This window comes from Streptomyces sp. NPDC107575 (genome assembly GCF_055657265.1).
In genome coordinates this window covers 687,867-704,828 of sequence record NZ_JBVKBG010000003.1, presented here as the reverse complement: position 1 = coordinate 704,828, position 16,962 = coordinate 687,867, and the positions used below count along the sequence as shown (strand labels likewise).

Genomic DNA, 16,962 nt, shown 5'->3' with positions numbered 1-16,962 from the left:
CATTCTCCCATCGGTTAATGACGAACACACGGGTCCATTAGTTCGCGGTTCGGCGGGTGACTTTCGCCGGAGATTCGCCGGGGATTACCTGATTGCCGACCATGGGCATCGGCAAGGTAGGCTGTCGACTCGTCCTGGCCGCGCGCCGGGATCACGGGCGCGTAGCTCAGGGGTAGAGCGTCTGCCTTACAAGCAGAATGTCGGCGGTTCGAAACCGTCCGCGCCCACCGTGATGGAAGGCCCTCCGGCGATCAGGCCGGGGGGCCTTCGCCGTTGCCGGAGCCCTCCGGATCGGACTGCCCGTGTTCGGGCTCGGGCTCGTCGTGCACGTGCTTGAGGCGTGCGCGGGCCCGCACCGCGTCGCTGCCCGTCAGCTCGGACCAGTACCGGTGGCACGTCACGAAGACGGCCAGTTCCAGCTCGCGCCTGCGAAGTTTCTCGACCTCCGCCTGATCGTCCTCGCTCCAGCCGGGCGAGGCCGCGCGCTCCATCTTGCGCCAGCCCTGCGTGTCCATGACGGCGTCGTGGGGCTCGACCGACCAGGGGAGCCGCTTGAGCAGGGCCAGGAGCTCGGCCCTGATCTGATGCAGCTCTGCCTGGCCGGCGAGGAGGTCGCCGGGAAAGTCGAAGTCGGAATCATCGATCGCTGCCACCCGCCAATGGTACGTCTGTTCGAATTCGGGGTGCGAGCAACTTCGGCCACTTCGACGGGTGGTTCACGCGAACGTGTGGTCGATCGCCGGGTGGGGAGCGCCCCGTGGCGGCAGACTGGAGGCATGTGCCGCAGCATCAAGACCCTTCGCCCGCCCGCGCTCCCCGAGGAGGCCACCGAGGACGAGATCAGGGCCGCCGCCCTGCAGTACGTGCGGAAGGTGTCCGGCTTCAGGGCGCCGGCCGCGCACAATCGCGAGGTGTTCGAACGGGCGGTGGACGACGTCGCCCGCGCGACCGCCGAGCTGCTCGACGGCCTCGAGGTGCGCGGGGCCGCGCAGCCGAAGAAGTCCCCGGAGTCCGCTCAGGCCTCCTGAGCCGCCGGAACCGGCCTGCGCATCACGTACGCCGCCACCGCGCCCGCGCCCACCAGGGCGAGGACCGAGACGATGGTGGAGAGCCAGCTCGCGCCCAGCCACTGCGCGCCGAAATAGCCGAGCGCCACGCTGTACGCGGCCCAGGCCACGCCCGCGGCCGCCGACCACGGCAGGAACTCGCGGACCCGGCGGTGCGCCGTGCCGGCCGCGAAGGAGACGACCGAGCGGCCCGCGGGCGCGAACCGCGCGATGATCACGAGCAGCCCGCCGCTGGAGCGCGCGAGCGCCCCGCCGAGACGTTCCTGCGCGGTGCTCAGGCGCCGGGAGCGGGCGAGGGCACGGTCCAGGCGCTCGCCGCCGCGCCAGGCGATCCGGTAGGCGACCAGGTCGCCCAGGACGGAGGCCGTCGCGGCGCAGAGCGTGAGGGCCAGCAGGTCCGGGAGGTCGGGGTGCGGCACGCCGCCGGTGGCGGCCGCGCCGCCCGCGGTCGCGGTGGCCGCGGCGATCACGAGGAAGCCGCTGGGCAGCACCGGCACGAACACGTCGAAGACGACGGAGAGTCCCACGATCGCGTAGATCCACGAGCTGTCGGTCAGTGACCCCAGGACGTTCTGCAGCACTGTTCGCCTACTCCCGTACGGACCGTTCCGGTGCTTTCCGGCCGTTCCCTCCCGACAGGAGCGGCTGACATGACAGCTGTACAGCGTACGCCTCGGAAGTGGCTGAAGTGGCGAAAGGGGCACAGTTGTTCCGGATCTCACGTTCCCGCGTGTTCCTGCCGTGATGGGTCGGTCACGTCCCGTACCAAAAAGCCAGTATGAGGACGGGTCTGGTGACCCTGAGTGATCGGAGGAAGCGGAAATGAAGGCGAAAATCGTGACAGGTGCCCTCGTGGCGTCCGTACTGGCGGTGACCAGCGGCACCGCGAGCGCGACGATGAGTTACTGGGTGCGGGCGGCGGGGCACTTCTCGCCGCCCGACGCGTTCGTCGCGTCCTCGGCGCTCACGTACGACAAGGCCCTCGTGCCGCCGGCGTCGGCGATCCAGGTGGCGCAGCACGGCACCGATTCGGGCATGACGGTGAGCCTGCGGGTGAGAGGGCTCGTGCCGGGCCACGAGTACGGCGCGCACGTCCACCAGAAGCCGTGCGGCGCCGACCCCGAGGCGGCGGGCGGGCACTACCAGAACGTGGTGGACCCGAAGCGGGTGACCGAGGAGAACGAGCTCTGGCTCGACTTCACCGCCGACGCGGACGGCGACGGCGGGGCGCAGGTCCACAAGAAGTGGGGGCTGCGGCCGGGCGGCGCGGGCTCCGTCGTGATCCACGACAAGCCGGGCTCGTCGGGGGAGCGGGTGGCGTGCTTCACGGTGCCGTTCGCCTCGGTCTCCTGAGGTCCCGCCTCCTGAGGTTGCGCGTACGACGACGGCCCGCCCTCCACGCGTGCACGTGGGGAGCGGGCCGCCGTCGTCGTACGCGCGCGGTGTCAGGCCGGGACGGCCTCGCCGGCCGGGGCCGTGTCCTTGTCCTCGACGCGCTCGCCGCGTCCGGCGAAGAGGCGGTCGAGGCCGAGCGCGCCGGAGCCGGTGAAGACGAGCAGCAGCATCGCCCAGCAGAACAGCACGGAGGCCTCGCCGCCGTTCTGGAGCGGCCACAGCGCCTCGGGCTGGTGGACCTTGAAGTACGCGTAGGCCATCGAGCCGGACGCGACGAAGGCGGCGAAGCGGGTGCCGAGGCCGAGCAGCACGAGGCCGCCGCCGACGAGCTGGATCACGGCCGCGTACCAGCCGGGCCAGGTGCCGGTCGGGACGGTGCCGCCGTTGCCCATCGCGCCACCGAGGACGCCGAAGAGCGAGGAGGCGCCGTGGCAGGTGAAGAGCAGGCCTATGACGATGCGGAAGAGGCCGAGAGCGTAGGGCTGGGCGCTGTTCAGACGTCCAGTCATGGTGGGGCTCCTTCGGTCGGTGGGGACGTAACCGAGAAATCCGGCGCACGGAGCGCCTTCGTCGCCGCTGCCGCCACCGGTGTGGGGCGCCACAGATTAGGGGAACCTAACTAGTGCTTGCAAGTTCAACATCCGGCCATGATCGGCCTCCGCTTCGGCCGCTGTACCAGTGGCGTTCAGGGCCGCTCGGGCCACCGCGTCGGCGTCGGAGAGGGTGACCGAGTCGACGCCCGGGCGGGCCCCGGCGGCGGTCACCCAGTGCACCCCCTCGGTCGGCACTCCGAAGGCGAACCGCCGTGCGTGCGCGCGTCCTTGACGGTCGATCAGGCGGTACGGACGGGGCGTCACGTCGAGGCCCCCGGTCTCGTGCCCCTCGACCGCGTGCGGGCGGGCGGCGCCGGTCTTCAGGAGCTGTTCGAGCAGGTCGTCGGCGGTCCTGCGGAGGTCGGGCTCGGGCAGTCGGGCCTCGACGAGTGTGGTGACCCTCACGGTCGAACCGGGCACATCGGGTGAGTGCGCGACGAAACGGCCGTCCCGTGCCGCCACCTCCATGCGCGGACCCACCACGGTCAGGGCGCCGGCCTCGATCAGCGCGGTCAGTTCCTCGATACGACGCCGGGGCGGACCGATCGAAAGGAACGCGTTGAGCGGGGTGTACCAGCGGTCGAGGTGGTCGCGGCGCGAGGGTCCGGTCAGGCCGCCGTGGTCGACGACGAGCCGCAGTTCGTTGCGGAGGTCGCGCAGCACGTCGAGGGCGGCTTTCACGGGTCCGTCGACGTTGCCGAGCGCGGCGTGGGCGGCGTCCTCGCGAAGATGGCCGAGAAGCCAGGCGCGCCATGTGGCGGGAGAGGTGTACGTGCGGCCGGAGGCGGGGCGGGAGACGCGGTCCCAGGACCACAGTTGGTGTTCGGGGATTCCGAACTCGCGGAGGACGGTGGCCTCTTGAGGGGAGCGGTGGGGTGTGGGGAGGAAGTGTTCGCGGAAGGCCTCGTGGGTGCGGGGGCGGCCCTCGGTGGTCTTGAGCAGAGTTTCGTAGTAGACCGTTTCGACCTCCTTCGCGACCAGCGGCCAGATGTCGGCGAGGAAGTCGGGGGCGTTGCCGGAGTCGGCGCGTTTGCGGAATCCGGATATCGACTCCGGTGTGAGTACGGCGGGTTGGTGGCGGCCGTACGCGCCCTTGGCGTTGTCGCCGCGTGCCTGGTGCGGGATGCCGCGGCGCGAACCGGCGTACAGGCGGGGCTCGTTGCCCGAGGGTATGTAGCGCAGGCCGCCGTCCGCCGTGCGTATGTGGCGGCCGCCGCGGCCCTCCGTCAAGAGCGCCATGTGGTCGAAGAAGTTGAGGCCGAGGCCGCGCAGCAGCACCGGTTCGCCGGGGGCGATGCACCTCAGGTCGAGGTCGGCCGGGTTGGCGGGCGGCAGGTGGCGCAGGCCGTGCCGCCGGGCGTACTCGGTGAGGTCGCGCTCGGCCGGGGCGGGGACGGCGGGCAGGTGGCCCTGGGTGAGGACGACCGCGTGCAGGCCGGTGAGGCGGCGGCCGTCGGCGAGGGTGAGGGTCTGCCGGCCGTCCTCGGCGTCGTCGAGGCGGACGGCGCGGGTGGCGTGCGCGACGACCTCGACGGACGCGGGCGCCGCGGCCACCGTCTCCGCGTACACCCAGCGCAGGTAGCGCCCGTACTGGGTGCGGGTCGGGTACGCGTCGGGGTCCACCGGTACGTCGTGCCGCCCGGCCCACTCGTGCAGGCTCGGGCCTGGGCGGATCGGGCCCGAGCAGTCGACGCTGTCGTCGGTGAACAGGGTGACCTGTGAGGCGACCGTGTTCATGAGGAGTTCCGGCGCCTGGTCCGTGCGCCAGACCGCGCCCGCGCCCGGCGGGTGCGGGTCGATCAGGTGGACCGTGAGCCGGATGCCGGGCGGCAGGAGCTCGTCCGCCGACGCGGTGAGGCGTTCCAGGACGCTGGTGCCGCGTGGGCCCGCGCCGACGACGGCGAGGGTGGGCTCGGGGTGGGGGACGGGCAAGGTGTGACTCCCGTGGCATGTGGGGCTGCGGGGAAGTGGGGGACGGGGTCATCATGCCGGTTCCCTTCGGGGATGGGTGGGGGTGTGGGCGGGGTCACCCGGTCTCGGTCGCGCGGTGGGTACTGGGAGCGTCCTCCCACGTCGTGGGGCTCTGCCCCGGGCCCCGCGCCTCAATCGCCGGCGGGGCTTGATTTGCCGGGCCGGACCTTCGCGCCTCGATCGCCCGACGTCGCGGGGCTCTGCCCCGGGCCCCGCGCCTCAATCGCCGGCGGGGCTTGATTTGCCGGACCGGACCCTCGCGCCTCGATCGCCCGACGTCGCGGGGCTCTGCCCCGGGCCCCGCTGCTCAATCGCCGCAGGGGCTTGATGTGCGCTAGGTCAGTCGGCGTTCGTCCGCGCGGGTCAGGCCGTGGGATGCGGTTGCCTGGTCCAGGGACAGGGTTGCTGTGCGGGCGCGCAGGGTCAGGGTCATCAGTTGGTTGCCGAACCAGGGGCCGCCCGTGCGGGTCCAGGTGATGTGGGGTGTGCCCGCGCGTGCGTGGCGGGCGAAGCGGCGGCCGAGGACCCGGCCGAACCGGCTCCAGCCGAAGCGGAAGCCGACGCGTATGGAGGCCGGGACGGAGTTGTGGACCGGGGAGCAGGTGAGCTGCAGGACGCGGGCGCTCGGTGCCTCCGCGCCCGCGGGCCAGCTCGGTTCGGCGACGTACGCGTGGTGGACGTCGCCGGAGAGGACCGAGATGGTCGCCGGTGCGGAGGAACCCGAGCCCGCCTCCGCGACCAGGTCGGCGAGCGCCGCGAACGACGCCGGGAACGCCGCCCAGTGCTCCAGGTCCGCCCGCCGTCGGAGGTCTTCCCCGAAGCGCGCCCAGCGCGGACCGCGCTCGCCCCGGCACAGCGCCGCGTTCCACCCCTCCGCGTCGTGGATGAGGTGGGGGAGCAGCCAGGGCAGCGACGTGCCGATGAGGAGGTGGTCGTAGGTGCCGTGGTCGGCCAGGGCCTGTTCGCGCAGCCACTTCGACTCGCTGGGGGCCAGCATCGAGCGGTGCCGTTCGTCCAGGACGCGGGCCGCACGCGTGTCCACCATCAGAAGGCGTACGCGGCCGAAGTCGCGGCGGTAGCTCCAGCGGACCGAGGCGGGATCGGCGTCCGCGCGGGCCGCGAACTCCCGGAGGGCGTCCGTCCCGTCGGGGGTCGCGCGTACCGCCGCGTACACCGGGTCGGTCGCGAGGGCGGCGGGCGAGAGATTGCCGATGTGCTGGTGCACCCAGTACGACATCAGGCCGCTCAGCAGGCGTTCGCGCCACCAGGGCACCTTGCGCATGTCCGCGAGCCAGGCGGCGCTGGTGTTCCAGTCGTCGATCAGGTCGTGGTCGTCGAAGATCATCGCGCTGGGGACCGTCGAGAGCAGCCAGCGGACCTCCGGGTCCAGCCACGACTCGTAGTAGAGGTGCGTGTACTCCTGATAGTCCGCGACCTCCGTGCCGGGCGGGTCCGAGAGGTCGCGGCGGCGGGCGAGCCACTGCTGCGTCGCCGGGGAGGTCTCGTCCGCGTAGACCTGGTCGCCGAGGAGGACGAGGACGTCGGGGCGCTCGCCGTCGGGGTCCGCGGCGATGCGGGCGGCCAGGGTGTCGAGGGCGTCGGGGCCGACCGGGTCGTGCTCGTCGGCCGGTGGCGCCGCCCAGCGGCAGGAGCCGAACGTGACGCGGACCGGGGTGTCCGCGTCGTACGCAGGGGTGCGGATGGTGCTGGCCGGGAACGGGGAGTCGGGCAGCGGCCAGACCCCGCCGCCGTCGAGGATCACCTCGTACGCGGTCTCCGTGCCGGGCGTGAGCCCGGTGACCGGGACCAGCGCGTAGTGGTGCCCGTCGACCTGGAACGTGGGTGCGCTGCCCGACGCGCCGTCCGCGCAGCGCACCTCGGCGACGCAGGGCCGGCTCGCCTCGACCCACACCGTCGCCGTCTCCTCGTCCACGTACCGCAGCAGTGGTCCAAGGCGCAGCCTCGCCACGTGATCGCCTCCACTCGTGTCCCCGACGTTCCGGCCCCGTACGGTACGGAACGTCGGAGGCGGGCGGGACGGTTCCGGCGATAACGAAACGACCTGGCCGGAGCCCTCAGCAGCCGCTGAGCCCCGACTGGATCGCCGACTTCTCCGCCGGGTCGACGCTGAGCGCGTAGTGGTGCTTCACCTGGACCCACATCCGCAGATACGTGCAGGTGTACGCGGAGCGCGAGGGCATCCACTCGGCCGGGTCCTGGTCGCCCTTGGACTGGTTGACGTTGTCGGTGACGGCGATGAGCTGCGGGCGCGTGAGGTCGTTGGCGAAGCCCTGGCGTTCGTCGTTGGTCCAGGCACTCGCGCCCGACTTCCATGCCTCGGACAGCGGGACGACGTGGTCGATGTCGACGTCGGAGGAGGCCGTCCAGGTCTCGCCGTCGTACTCCGAGTACCAACTCCCGGACGTGGCCGCGCAGTCGGAGCCGGTCTGGACGTCCTTGCCGTCGCGCTTGAGGACTTCCTCGCGGGTGTTGCACGCGCCGGACTGGGTGATCCAGTGCGGGAACTTGTCGCGGCTGTAGCCGTCGGAGGAACCTTCCGCCTTCTCGGTCAGCTCGCCGAGGTAGGTACGGGCGGTGGCCGCGCTGATCGGGGTGGGCGGTGAGGCCTGCGCGGACGGGGTGGTGAGCAGCAGGGCGAGGGCGGTGGTGCCGACGGCGGCTCCGGCGACCGATATTCGACGCGCGTAGAACCGGCGGGCGCGGTGCGAGCGTGAGGTGCGGCGCATGTGAACTCCCTTGAGGTGGGGTGGAGTTACGGGGCCCTGCCGGTGCTGTGTGCGGTGGGGCGCTGCGTGTGGCAGGGTCGCGTCAATATGGTGGCGGGCCGGGCGGTCGATCACAAGTGGGCCCGGCGAAACGGGAGTTGGCTGGGGGTGGGCGTGAAAAAGAACGAGGGGATTTTCGTCGAGCGCTGATCGGTGCGGGGTCCGCGTCCGTACTCTCCGGTGACCCTCGTTCGTGACTGGAGGCACCATGCGACTCTCGCGCTCCACGGCCGGAAACCTCTTCGTGATCGGCGCGTTGATCGTGACCGTCTCGGCCCTGGCCTATCCGGCCATGCTCGGCGTGCAGAACACGACCACGACGCAGACACGCGTCGTTGCCAGTACCCGCTGGGGTCCGCTCACCGAGGCCGACCGGGACTTCGTGGTCAAGGTCAGATCGGCGGGCCTGTGGGAGTTCCCCCTGGGTCAGGAGGTTCTGAAGCGGGGGACGACGCCGGAGATGAAGACGGCGGGGCAGCACCTCGTCGTCGGGCACTCCCTGCTGGACGCCAGCTGCCGCAAGATCTCCCAGGACCTCGGCATCACGCTGCCCAATCAACCCACGGCGCAGCAGCAGCAGTTCGTGGCGACCGTGGAGTCCAAGCGCGGCACCGAGTTCGACTCCACGGCGTCGAACATCATGCGTGTGACGCACGGGCAGATCTTCCCTGCCATCAGCAACATCCGGGCCACGACGCAGAACTCCGAGATACGGCGGCTGGCGAACGAGGCCAACGATGTGGTGCGCGACCACATGGAGGTCTTGGAGAAGACGGGTCTCGTCAACATGGACCAGGCCCTCGCCGAGCAGACCGGGCCACCGCGGGTCCCGAAGGCGCAGATGACCCCGCCGGTGCCGCAGCCGGGAGCGCCGCAGGTCGCGCTGGTCGCGCCGCCGGGGCTGCCGAACCCGTACACGAAGACGTTCCCCTCGTCGCCGCCGACGACGCGCTGAGCAGCGGCGACGAGGGGCGCGGCGTGGTGCGTGGGGGCCGGGTGGCGATCTTCGGGGGAGTTTTTGTATCGTGGAGAAACAAAGTGGCACCCGCCCGTTCAACCCTGACCAGCGGGCGGGGCCGCCTTGTCCTTCTCACGCCTCCACAGGTCTGGAGCCCGCCGATGACGGCCTCGCCCACGGTGCCCACTGTTCTCAAGGCGCGCGCACTCCTCCTCGACATGGACGGCACGCTCGTCAACTCCGACGCCGTCGTCGAGCGGATCTGGCGCCGCTGGGCCGCCGCCCACGGATTCGACGCCGAGCACGTCCTCTCGGTCGCGCACGGCCGCCAGGCCCACGCCACGCTCGCCGAACTGCTCCCCGAGCGGCCGATGGCGGAGAACTACGCGGACAACGCGCGCATGCTCGCCGAGGAGACCGTCGACGTGGAGGGCGTCGTCGAGATCCCCGGCGCGGCCCGCTTCCTCGACGCGGTCGCGGCCAGTGGTGTTCCGTACGCCCTCGTCACCTCGGCCGACCTCGCGCTCTCGACGGCGCGGATGGGGGCGGCGGGGCTCGCGTACCCGGCGGTGCGGGTGACCGCGGAGAACGTGGGGGCCAGCAAGCCCGATCCCGAGGGGTTCCTGAAGGGCGCCGCCGAGCTGGGGGTCGATCCGGCGGACTGTGTGGTGTTCGAGGACTCGGGGGCGGGGATCTCGGCGGGGCGCTCCGCGGGGATGCGGGTTGTGGGGGTTGGGCCGCGTGCCCTCGCGCACGGGGCGACCGTATGTGTTCCGGATCTTTCGGTCGTACGCGTTGAGGTTTTGGCCGATGGTGAGGTTGCGCTGCACGTGGGGTGACGTTTTTTGCCCTGGGGCACAGAGGTTCTGGGGCGTCGCGGATTGCGCCCTGTCGTGGTTGGGCGCGCAGTTCCCCGCGCCCCTAATGCCGGCGGCTCCGTTTGCCGCCCGTCTCCCGTTCCAAGGCCGTTCGCGTTGCCGGGCCGTATTCGCCGCGCTCGTCGTCCCTGATGCCGCGGGAGAGTTGGTAGGTGCTGAGTGCGGATTCCGTGGGGCTGTCGAAGTCGCCGGTGATCTCGCCGACGTAGAGGTTCAACTGCTTGAGGCGCCACTGGAGTTCGACGACCTCGCGGCCGCTGTCGCCCCTGCGCAGGGTCGCGTCGTCGTCCGGCGCCGACGACGTCGTGCGGGAGGCCGAAGGGGACGGGCTCCGGTCGCGCTTCTTGGCGTCCGTGTCGGGCTTCTTCGAGGTCGGTGCGGGCGACGTCGTGACCGTACGCGAGGGCGTCGGTGTGGCCGTCGCGGACGGTGAGGTCTTCGGCGACGGGGACGCGGAGCTCCTCGTGGGGGACGCCGTGCGGGACGGGGCGGACGGCACCGCTGTCGCCGTCGCCGCCGTGTTGTCCGATGCGGACGCCCCGTCGTCGCCCGGGGACGTGATCAGCACCGTCACCAGCGTCGCCACGCTCAGCACGCCCGTGACCGCGGAGAGCAGCAGCATCCGGCCGTGCCGGGGCGGCTCGTCCGGTGCGCGCCCGTCGTCGGCGTCGTCGTCCGCCGTGTGCGGAGGCGGTGGCGGATACGCGTACGGGTCGGCGGGCCGTGGTGGCGTCGGCTGGGACGGCTCCGAGAGCGAGACGTAGGGGCGGACACGGAGCGGAGCGAAGGCTTCCGGGTCGCAGGCGCAGGACGGCGCCCCGTCCGCCCCCTCCGCGGCCCCGCACTCCGGACACGTACGGCGTTCATCGCTCACTGCTCGCTACCCCCCTGCCGGGCGCCCGGGCCCCCCGCCCGGTCGCTGAAGCGCATTATGCAGACCCCCGGGCCCCGGCCGCAGCGCCGGTCCCATAAACGCTCGTCGGCACCCGTGTGCACACCGTGACCGGCAGTCGTGGCGAAAAACTTCGTGCGCCGCATGACTCAACAGGCCAAACCTGGTCACACCTACCAGGATGGGAAGTACCAAGCACCCGGCTCCGTCCGCGCCGGGCCGGCTTCGGAGGTGGCCACATGAGCAGCCAGGACGTCGACGCCGTGGGGCCCGGGGACGGCGGTCGTGGAGCGCCCGCCGCGCCCAGGGAGAACGCCAAGTCGGGCGGTGTCCTCGTGTCGATCGGCGCGCTGCTGCTCGGCATGCTGCTGGCCTCGCTCGACCAGACGATCGTGTCGACCGCGCTGCCGACGATCGTCAGCGACCTGGGCGGCCTTGAACATCTGTCCTGGGTCGTCACCGCGTACATGCTCGCCGCGACGGCGGCGACCCCGCTGTGGGGGAAACTCGGCGACCAGTACGGACGCAAGAAGCTCTTCCAACTCGCCATCGTCATCTTCCTGGTGGGCTCCGCACTGTGCGGACTCGCGCAGGACATGGGGCAGTTGATCGGCTTCCGGGCCCTGCAGGGACTCGGCGGCGGCGGCCTGATGGTGCTGTCCATGGCGATCGTCGGCGACATCGTCTCGCCGCGTGAACGCGGCAAGTACCAGGGCCTGTTCGGCGCCGTCTTCGGCGCGACGAGCGTCCTCGGGCCACTGCTCGGCGGCCTGTTCACCGAGCACCTCAGCTGGCGCTGGGTCTTCTACGTCAACCTGCCGATCGGCGTCGTCGCGCTCCTCGTGATCGCCGCGGCCCTGCACATCCCGGTCCGCTCCCGCAAGCACCGCATCGACTACCTCGGCACGTTCCTCGTCGCCTCCGTCGCCACCTGCCTCGTCCTGGTCGCCTCGCTCGGCGGCACCACGTGGGCGTGGGGATCCCCGCAGATCATCGGTCTCGCGATCCTCGGCGTCGTCCTCGGAGTCGCCTTCGTGTTCGTCGAGTTCAGGGCGGCGGAGCCGGTCCTGCCGATGCGCCTGTTCCGGGTCCGCACCTTCACCTTGTCGGCGGTCATCAGCTTCGTCATCGGCTTCGCGATGTTCGGCGCGATGACGTACCTGCCGACGTTCCTGCAGGTCGTCCAGGGCGTCACGCCCACCATGTCCGGTGTGCACATGCTGCCGATGGTCTTCGGCATCCTGCTGTCGACCACGCTGTCCGGGCAGGTCGTCAGCCGCACCGGACGCTGGAAGATCTTCCCGGTCGCCGGCACGGCCATCACCATGATCGGGCTGCTGCTCCTGCACAACATGGACGAGCACACGGCCACCGGCGTCATGAGCCTGTACTTCTTCGTCTTCGGCGCGGGCCTCGGCCTCGTCATGCAGGTCCTGGTCCTGATCGTGCAGAACGCCGTCCCGTACGAGGACCTGGGCGTGGCCACATCGGGCGCCACGTTCTTCCGGTCCATCGGCGCGTCGTTCGGCGTGGCGATCTTCGGCACGATCTTCGCGAACCAGCTCGCGAGCAGGCTCGGCGACGCCCTCACCGGACGGCAGCTGCCACCGGGTGTCACCCCTGACTCGCTCGGCGCCGACCCGCGCGGCATCGCCGCTCTCCCGCCGGACGTGCGGGCACCCGTGATCCACGCCTACTCCACGTCCATCACGGACGTCTTCCTGTACGCGGTCCCGGTCACGCTGCTCGCCTTCGCGCTCGCGCTGCTGCTGCACGAGGACCCGCTGCGCGGCTCGGTCACCGCGCCCGACGTCACCGAGACGCTCGCCAGCAACCCCGTCGAGCGCTCCTCGTACGACGAGGCGGTGCGCGCCCTGTCCACGCTCGGCAGCCGGGAGGGGCGCCGCGAGGTGTACGAGAAGATCACCGCGAAGGCCGGCTACGACCTGCTGCCCGCCGCGAGCTGGCTCGTCCTGCGCACCCATCGCAACGGGTGGGCCGAGCCGGGCGTCCTCGCCGAGTACACGGCGATCCCGCTGCCCGTGATCCTCGACGCGGCCCGACAGGTCGAGGAGCGCCGCCTCGCCGTGCGCGAGGGCCCCGACCTGATCCTCACCGACGAGGGCCGCGTGGTCGCCGAACGCCTCGGACGGGCCCGCGAGGAGTCCCTCGCCGAACTGCTCGGCGACTGGTGGGGCCCGGACCGCCCCCGCGACCTCGTCGAACTGGTCGCCGACCTCAACGCGGAGATGTGCGGCTCGGACGAGGAGCGGCCGCACGCGAGGTCCGGGGCGGCGCCAGCTCCTTCCTGAACCAGTGCTCGGCGTACGTGTCGGCGTTGTGCGGCGCGGTCTCGGCGTAACCGAGCCGCGCGTACAGGGCCCGCGCCTCCACCAGGTCGCCGCGGGTGTCGAGGCGGATCGCGGCGGCGCCGAGCGCGCGGGCGGCGTCCTCGGCCGCGGCCACGAGGAGCGGGGCGCCGCCCTTGCCGCGCAGCTCCTCGCGCACGTAGACGCGCGTGAGCTCGGCCGTGACCGCGTCCACCATCCGTACGCCCGCCGTCCCCGCGGGCTCGCCCGCGTACCGGGCGAGCAGCAACTGGCCGTGCGGAGGCGTCAGTTCGGAACCGGACTCGGCGGCGATCCCGCGCTCGAGTTCGGCGGGGTCCGTCGGGCGCCCCTCGTGCAGCAGATACCAGCGGTCGCTCATCTCCGTGTAGTACGCGCGCCAGAGCGCGGCAGCCGCGGGGGAGTCGTACGGCTCGGGGGAGACGGTCCAGGACGTGGTGTTCATGGGACATGGTGAGGCCGGTGGGGTGGCTGGGCGCAACTGGGATTCGGCGTGGCCGGTTCGGATCTGTTTCAGGCCGTCGGGCGGGGCAACCCGGCGTGGAACAGCCACAGTTGAGGGAAGGCAGTCATGTCCACAGGCTTGATCATCGCTCTGATCGTGGTGGGGGTCGTGGTCGTCGTCGCGGCGGGGATCTTCGCCGCGCGGACCGCGCCCCGCGGCGGGCGCGGCCTGCGGCGCCGCTTCGGGCCCGAGTACGAGCGGACCGTGGCGCGGCACGACGGTGACACCAGGGCGGCGGAGCGGGAGCTGACCGAGCGCGTGAAGCGGCACGGTGCGCTGCGCGAGCAGCCGCTGGACCCCGTCGTCCGCGAGCGGTACCTGGCGCGCTGGGCCGACGCCCAGGAACGCTTCGTCGAGTCCCCGGACGTCGCCGTCGCCGAGGCCGACACGCTCCTCGCCGACCTGGCGCACGAGCGCGGCTTCCCGGACGGCGTCCACTACGAGGAGCAGCTCGACGCGCTCTCCGTCCACCACGGCGCGCACGTGCACGGGTACCGGCGTGTGCACCGCGCGGCGCATGCCCGCACGGGCCGCGCGGAGGAGAGCGGGACCGGGACGGAGGAGCTGCGCGAGGCGATGGTCGAGGCGCGGCCGCTCTTCGACGAACTGGTCGGCCCGGACCGCGCGACGCCCCGCGCCCGCGCCACCGACCGGCCGACACACAAGCGCCCCGGCGCGTTCAAGGGGCGCCTGGCGAAGGGGAGTTGAGCCCGATGACAGACATTGAGCGTGCCGCGGCGGACGGGGTCGACAAGGGGATCGCGGTGGATCCGGAGAGGTCGGCGGCTCCCACGAGGCGTGCCGCGGACGACGAGGGGGTCGCGTTGCACCCGGAGCGGCCGACCGAGGCCGAGAAGAGGGGCGGCTTGGCACCGGGTCCTGAGCGGGCTGTCGGGACCCCCGTGCGCGAACGACGCGGCGACCTCGTCCCCACGGGCGAGCGCGAGGAACTCGAGGGCCGGCTGCGGCACGCGCTCACCGGCTTCGTCGACGAGCCGCGCGCCTCGGTGGAGGAGGCCGACCACGTCCTGGAGGACCTGACGGCCCGCCTCACCGAAACCCTCGCGAGCCACCGCCGCACCCTGCGCACGACCTGGCAGGGCTCGACGGAGGACACGGAACGCCTCCGCCTGGCCCTCCGGGACTACCGGGAGACGACGGAACGGCTCCTGAAACTCTGACCTGAGCACCCCGTCAGGCACCCCGCAGCGAACCGCCGCGGGGTGCCTGACGTGCGGGTGCCACGCCCGTGATGGGCGGAAGCTGCGCGCTTGGCGGGCGGGTGCCGGGCCTCGTGGTGAGTGGGTGCCGCGCGCTTGGCGGTCGACGCCGCGTGTCTGGCGGGCCGTGCCTGGCGGGCCCGTCTCGCTCCCGGGCTCTGGCGCCGCTTCCGGGGACGGCCCTTCCGCCCACCCGCTTCTGCTGACCTCCGCCTCGTCCGGGGCGGGAGCCCCCGGAGGGGGCGGGTGGGTGGGAAAGTGGGCGGTGCTCCCCGCGGGCTCCGGGCTCCGGGACGCCGCGTTGGCGTCACGGACCGATCCGGTTGGAGGCGCCGGAGGCGCTACTGTTTCGGGGCGGCCTGCTGGACCACCTCGAAGGACCACACCGTGGAGCCGCTCGCGGCCGGCTTGGGGCGGTCGCCGGTCTGCGGGCCCTGGTGGGCGGCCTTCATGGGGCCCTCCATCCAGGCCTGGAACGCGGCCTCGTCGCGCCAGCGGGTGTAGACGAGGTACTGGTCGGTGCCCTCGATGGGGCGCAGCAGCTCGAACCACTCGAACCCGTCCGAGCTCTCGACGGCGCCGGCCCGCGCGCCGAAGCGCTTCTCGAGGACTTCCCGCTGCTCTTCGGGGACGGTGAGTGCGTTGATCTTCACGATGCTCATGTGCCCATCGTGCCTCAGCGACCTCTCAGGCCGACTCGCGCCCCGACCGTGACTCCCGCGCCTGCCGCCACTCCCGCACGATCTCCTCGATCTCGTCGGCCGTGTACGGCTTCAGGCCGAGCGGCGGGCCCGGCGGCGGCTTGAACATCATGTCGCGGATCTTGTCGTTGAGCTCCGCGAGCCTCTCGCGCACCACCCGTTCCGACGGCGCCTTCGGCAGCGCCGCCAGGGTGTCCTCGGCCTCCTTGCGCAGCGCGAGCGAGGGCGGCAGGACGGAGAAGCCCTCGCGGGCCAGCTTTCCCTTGATCCACCAGTTCTCGTCGTACGTGGAGTCGGCCGAGGATTCGAGTGGCTTGCCCGCGCCGGGCAGCGAGGAGAAGTCGCCGCGTCGTTCCGCGTCGCGGATCTGCTTGTCGACGAATGACTCGAAGCTGACTCCGGGCGGTTTGCGTTCGGTCATGAAGCAAGTGTCCCAGAGCGGATCGAGGCGCTCTAGGCTGCGAGCCACGAAGGCACGACGGTGGTGGGGGTAGCGCTGTGCTCGAACTGACCATGGCCACCATGGCCGGTGGCGACGAGGGGGCGACGGCCGCGATGGCCATGGCCGAGGCCCGCAGCGAGCCGGGATCCGTCCTGCGGGTCGGCCGCGACGCGAGCGTGTGCCGGCTCGTGATCCCCGAGGACTGGCTGTTCGTGTCGCGGGTGCACCTGGAGTTCCGGTGCGGCCCGGAGGGCGACTGGGTCCTGTTCTGGCTGCGCGGCTCGCAGGACGACCCCGCCTCGGAGGTACGGGTCCGGTTCGGTCCGCAGGGCCAGGGGCGGCAGGGGATGGGACAAGCCGTCGCGTACGGCGGGGTGGTGACGCTGCCGCGCGGCTCCTCCGGCGAGGTGCTGGTGGCCGACCGGAGCGGGCCGCGCAGCGTGCACGTCGGCTTCTGTCACGAACTCACATAGGCCAGCGCGAACCCGTCGTGCCCCTTGGCGCCCACCGTCTGGATCGCCGTCGCCTCCAGCCTCGGATGGTCCGCGAGGAGCTGGAGCGCGGCGCGGGTGCCGACGACGTCGCCCTCCGTGGAGTCGGCGTTCGTCACGCGCCCGCCGCGCACCACGTTGTCGACGACGATCACGCTGCCCGGATGCGTCATCCGCAGCGCCCACTCCAGGTAGTGCGGGTTGTTGACCTTGTCCGCGTCGATGAAGACGAGGTCGAAGTCGCCGCCCTCATCGGCGAGGCGCGGCAGCGAGTCGAGCGCCGCGCCCACCCGGACCTCGACCACCTTGTCCAGGCCCGCGCGGGCGATGTTGGCGCGGGCCACCTCGGCGTGCCGGTCGCTGTACTCCAGGGTGATCAGCGCCCCGTCGGCGGGCAGCGCGCGGGCCAGCCAGATCGTGCTGTAGCCGCCGAGTGTGCCGATCTCCAGGATCCGGCGGGCGCCCTGGATCCGGGCGATGAGGTGCAGGAGCTTCCCGTTGGTGGCCGAGACGTTGATGCCGGGCAGCCCCGCCGCCTCGCTGTCGGCGAGGGCCCCGGCCAGGGCCTCGTCGGCGGGGGCGAGGAGGTCTGCGAGGTAGGCGTCGACGGCGGCCGCGGACTCGGGCTCAGGCTGTGCCGGTTGAGTCGTCATGGCCGTCAGCGTAGGCAGGGGGAACGCGAAAGAGGGCGGGTCCTGAGCGATGTTCACCGCTC

19 protein-coding genes and 1 tRNA gene are annotated in these 16,962 nt (G+C 72.0%); 9 read left to right on the top strand and 11 right to left on the bottom strand.

Annotated elements, in window-relative coordinates; all coding sequences use genetic code 11:
- Positions 1-155: 155 nt before the first annotated feature.
- Positions 156-227, top strand: a tRNA-Val gene (locus ACZ7L4_RS16470).
- Between the two features lie 24 nt (positions 228-251).
- On the opposite strand, the gene ACZ7L4_RS16465 is transcribed toward ACZ7L4_RS16470, so the two are convergent.
- Complete coding sequence (locus ACZ7L4_RS16465) at positions 252-644, bottom strand: hypothetical protein (RefSeq protein WP_472104036.1); 393 nt, start codon at positions 642-644, stop codon at positions 252-254.
- 132 nt (positions 645-776) lie between these two features.
- Here ACZ7L4_RS16465 and ACZ7L4_RS16460 point away from each other — a divergent pair, with 132 nt between their 5' ends.
- Entirely contained in the window at positions 777-1,028 is a 252-nt protein-coding gene (locus tag ACZ7L4_RS16460; RefSeq protein ID WP_472103078.1) for a DUF2277 domain-containing protein, read from the top strand.
- On the opposite strand, the gene ACZ7L4_RS16455 is transcribed toward ACZ7L4_RS16460, so the two are convergent.
- On the bottom strand, positions 1,016-1,648 hold the full coding sequence (locus ACZ7L4_RS16455) for a DedA family protein (protein ID WP_472103076.1): 633 nt from the start codon (positions 1,646-1,648) through the stop codon (positions 1,016-1,018). The genes ACZ7L4_RS16460 and ACZ7L4_RS16455 overlap by 13 nt on opposite strands.
- 256 nt (positions 1,649-1,904) lie before the next feature.
- Between ACZ7L4_RS16455 and ACZ7L4_RS16450 the strand changes: the two genes are divergently transcribed.
- Positions 1,905-2,420 (top strand): superoxide dismutase family protein, encoded by a 516-nt coding sequence (locus tag ACZ7L4_RS16450; RefSeq protein WP_472103074.1) that lies wholly within the window; start codon positions 1,905-1,907, stop codon positions 2,418-2,420.
- A 92-nt stretch (positions 2,421-2,512) separates the two neighbouring features.
- Here the strand turns inward: ACZ7L4_RS16450 and ACZ7L4_RS16445 are convergent, their stop codons facing one another.
- From ACZ7L4_RS16445 to ACZ7L4_RS16430, 4 genes are all read right to left on the bottom strand, one after another.
- Positions 2,513-2,971 (bottom strand): DoxX family protein, encoded by a 459-nt coding sequence (locus tag ACZ7L4_RS16445; RefSeq protein ID WP_472103072.1) that lies wholly within the window; start codon positions 2,969-2,971, stop codon positions 2,513-2,515.
- A 96-nt stretch (positions 2,972-3,067) separates the two neighbouring features.
- Entirely contained in the window at positions 3,068-4,987 is a 1,920-nt protein-coding gene (locus tag ACZ7L4_RS16440; protein WP_472103070.1) for an FAD/NAD(P)-binding protein, read from the bottom strand.
- A 373-nt stretch (positions 4,988-5,360) separates the two neighbouring features.
- Positions 5,361-6,995, bottom strand: coding sequence for an alkaline phosphatase D family protein (locus ACZ7L4_RS16435; RefSeq protein WP_472103068.1), 1,635 nt, complete (start codon positions 6,993-6,995; stop codon positions 5,361-5,363).
- Positions 6,996-7,101: 106 nt separating this feature from the next.
- On the bottom strand, positions 7,102-7,773 hold the full coding sequence (locus ACZ7L4_RS16430) for an HNH endonuclease family protein (protein ID WP_472103066.1): 672 nt from the start codon (positions 7,771-7,773) through the stop codon (positions 7,102-7,104).
- A gap of 247 nt (positions 7,774-8,020) precedes the next feature.
- Between ACZ7L4_RS16430 and ACZ7L4_RS16425 the strand changes: the two genes are divergently transcribed.
- Positions 8,021-8,767 (top strand): DUF4142 domain-containing protein, encoded by a 747-nt coding sequence (locus ACZ7L4_RS16425; protein WP_472103064.1) that lies wholly within the window; start codon positions 8,021-8,023, stop codon positions 8,765-8,767.
- A 164-nt stretch (positions 8,768-8,931) separates the two neighbouring features.
- Positions 8,932-9,609: an HAD-IA family hydrolase gene (locus tag ACZ7L4_RS16420; RefSeq protein ID WP_472103062.1), complete on the top strand. Its 678-nt coding sequence runs from the start codon at positions 8,932-8,934 to the stop codon at positions 9,607-9,609.
- 82 nt (positions 9,610-9,691) lie between these two features.
- Here the strand turns inward: ACZ7L4_RS16420 and ACZ7L4_RS16415 are convergent, their stop codons facing one another.
- The gene (locus ACZ7L4_RS16415; RefSeq protein ID WP_472103060.1) at positions 9,692-10,522 is read right to left on the bottom strand and encodes a peptidoglycan-binding domain-containing protein; all 831 of its coding nucleotides are present in this window, start codon (positions 10,520-10,522) and stop codon (positions 9,692-9,694) included.
- A 257-nt stretch (positions 10,523-10,779) separates the two neighbouring features.
- On the opposite strand from ACZ7L4_RS16415, the gene ACZ7L4_RS16410 reads away from it, so the two are divergent.
- Positions 10,780-12,852: a DHA2 family efflux MFS transporter permease subunit gene (locus ACZ7L4_RS16410; protein ID WP_472103058.1), complete on the top strand. Its 2,073-nt coding sequence runs from the start codon at positions 10,780-10,782 to the stop codon at positions 12,850-12,852.
- Here ACZ7L4_RS16410 and ACZ7L4_RS16405 read toward each other — a convergent pair.
- Positions 12,779-13,333, bottom strand: coding sequence for a GNAT family N-acetyltransferase (locus tag ACZ7L4_RS16405; protein ID WP_472103056.1), 555 nt, complete (start codon positions 13,331-13,333; stop codon positions 12,779-12,781). The genes ACZ7L4_RS16410 and ACZ7L4_RS16405 overlap by 74 nt on opposite strands.
- A gap of 126 nt (positions 13,334-13,459) precedes the next feature.
- Here ACZ7L4_RS16405 and ACZ7L4_RS16400 point away from each other — a divergent pair, with 126 nt between their 5' ends.
- Together ACZ7L4_RS16400 and ACZ7L4_RS16395 are read left to right on the top strand one after the other, a co-directional pair.
- A complete protein-coding gene (locus tag ACZ7L4_RS16400) occupies positions 13,460-14,101 on the top strand; it encodes a hypothetical protein (RefSeq protein ID WP_472103054.1) in 642 nt (213 codons plus the stop codon).
- A gap of 5 nt (positions 14,102-14,106) precedes the next feature.
- Positions 14,107-14,574 (top strand): hypothetical protein, encoded by a 468-nt coding sequence (locus ACZ7L4_RS16395; RefSeq protein WP_472103052.1) that lies wholly within the window; start codon positions 14,107-14,109, stop codon positions 14,572-14,574.
- A gap of 380 nt (positions 14,575-14,954) precedes the next feature.
- Here ACZ7L4_RS16395 and ACZ7L4_RS16390 read toward each other — a convergent pair whose 3' ends face one another.
- Complete coding sequence (locus ACZ7L4_RS16390) at positions 14,955-15,275, bottom strand: antibiotic biosynthesis monooxygenase family protein (protein ID WP_472103050.1); 321 nt, start codon at positions 15,273-15,275, stop codon at positions 14,955-14,957.
- A 25-nt stretch (positions 15,276-15,300) separates the two neighbouring features.
- Positions 15,301-15,735 carry a DnaJ family domain-containing protein gene (locus tag ACZ7L4_RS16385; RefSeq protein ID WP_472103048.1) on the bottom strand — a complete coding sequence of 145 codons (435 nt, stop codon included), beginning with the start codon at positions 15,733-15,735 and terminating at the stop codon, positions 15,301-15,303.
- Between the two features lie 77 nt (positions 15,736-15,812).
- On the opposite strand from ACZ7L4_RS16385, the gene ACZ7L4_RS16380 reads away from it, so the two are divergent.
- Positions 15,813-16,229 (top strand): hypothetical protein, encoded by a 417-nt coding sequence (locus tag ACZ7L4_RS16380; protein ID WP_472103046.1) that lies wholly within the window; start codon positions 15,813-15,815, stop codon positions 16,227-16,229.
- Here ACZ7L4_RS16380 and ACZ7L4_RS16375 read toward each other — a convergent pair.
- Complete coding sequence (locus ACZ7L4_RS16375; RefSeq protein ID WP_472103044.1) at positions 16,214-16,900, bottom strand: O-methyltransferase; 687 nt, start codon at positions 16,898-16,900, stop codon at positions 16,214-16,216. The two genes, ACZ7L4_RS16380 and ACZ7L4_RS16375, sit on opposite strands and share 16 nt — an antisense overlap.
- Positions 16,901-16,962: the final 62 nt, after the last annotated feature.

Bases quoted from the DNA above. Each gene is read 5' to 3' on its own strand.
- ACZ7L4_RS16390 (WP_472103050.1), bottom strand. From the start codon at position 15,275: ATGAGCATCGTGAAGATCAACGCACTCACCGTCCCCGAAGAGCAGCGG.
- ACZ7L4_RS16410 (WP_472103058.1), top strand. From the start codon at position 10,780: ATGAGCAGCCAGGACGTCGACGCCGTGGGGCCCGGGGACGGCGGTCGT.
- ACZ7L4_RS16385 (WP_472103048.1), bottom strand. From the start codon at position 15,735: ATGACCGAACGCAAACCGCCCGGAGTCAGCTTCGAGTCATTCGTCGAC.
- ACZ7L4_RS16460 (WP_472103078.1), top strand. From the start codon at position 777: ATGTGCCGCAGCATCAAGACCCTTCGCCCGCCCGCGCTCCCCGAGGAG.
- ACZ7L4_RS16400 (WP_472103054.1), top strand. From the start codon at position 13,460: ATGTCCACAGGCTTGATCATCGCTCTGATCGTGGTGGGGGTCGTGGTC.
- ACZ7L4_RS16375 (WP_472103044.1), bottom strand. From the start codon at position 16,900: ATGACGACTCAACCGGCACAGCCTGAGCCCGAGTCCGCGGCCGCCGTC.
- ACZ7L4_RS16395 (WP_472103052.1), top strand. From the start codon at position 14,107: ATGACAGACATTGAGCGTGCCGCGGCGGACGGGGTCGACAAGGGGATC.
- ACZ7L4_RS16430 (WP_472103066.1), bottom strand. From the start codon at position 7,773: ATGCGCCGCACCTCACGCTCGCACCGCGCCCGCCGGTTCTACGCGCGT.
- ACZ7L4_RS16445 (WP_472103072.1), bottom strand. From the start codon at position 2,971: ATGACTGGACGTCTGAACAGCGCCCAGCCCTACGCTCTCGGCCTCTTC.
- ACZ7L4_RS16405 (WP_472103056.1), bottom strand. From the start codon at position 13,333: ATGAACACCACGTCCTGGACCGTCTCCCCCGAGCCGTACGACTCCCCC.
- ACZ7L4_RS16425 (WP_472103064.1), top strand. From the start codon at position 8,021: ATGCGACTCTCGCGCTCCACGGCCGGAAACCTCTTCGTGATCGGCGCG.
- ACZ7L4_RS16420 (WP_472103062.1), top strand. From the start codon at position 8,932: ATGACGGCCTCGCCCACGGTGCCCACTGTTCTCAAGGCGCGCGCACTC.